The sequence below is a fragment of the Staphylococcus sp. HMSC068C09 genome (genome assembly GCF_001813735.1).
GTDB classification, from domain to species: domain Bacteria; phylum Bacillota; class Bacilli; order Staphylococcales; family Staphylococcaceae; genus Staphylococcus; species Staphylococcus hominis.
Window position 1 is genome coordinate 1 of the sequence record NZ_KV813713.1, and the last position, 318, is coordinate 318.

General features: G+C 31.4%; 1 protein-coding gene. It reads right to left on the minus strand.

All coding sequences use genetic code 11. From position 1 onward, the window contains the following. Nucleotides 1-318 (minus strand): replication/maintenance protein RepL (locus HMPREF2930_RS00235; protein WP_070597176.1); only part of this gene is annotated, 318 nt, incomplete at both ends.

Below are 318 nucleotides of genomic sequence, written 5' to 3' on the forward strand. Positions count from 1 at the left end.
CCAAATTCGAGTAAGAGGTATTTTTGTTTTTGGTCGTCGCCTCTCATTAGTAGTTCAGGGTTTAACATTAATACTCCAGTTTTTCTTTTTATAATATTTCCTTCTTCTAAGATTTTAAGTGTTGTTATTACTGTTTGTAGACTTGTTCCTGTAGCTTTTGCTATTTCTCTTGTTGTAGCTATCATTGTATTGTTACTTAAGTGGACATTATCTAGGATATAGTTAACGATTTTAAGTTTTTTTCCGCCAATCATATCTAACATACTTATTAATTGCACTATATATGCCTTTACGAAGTTACCAGACGTTTGTTTACGG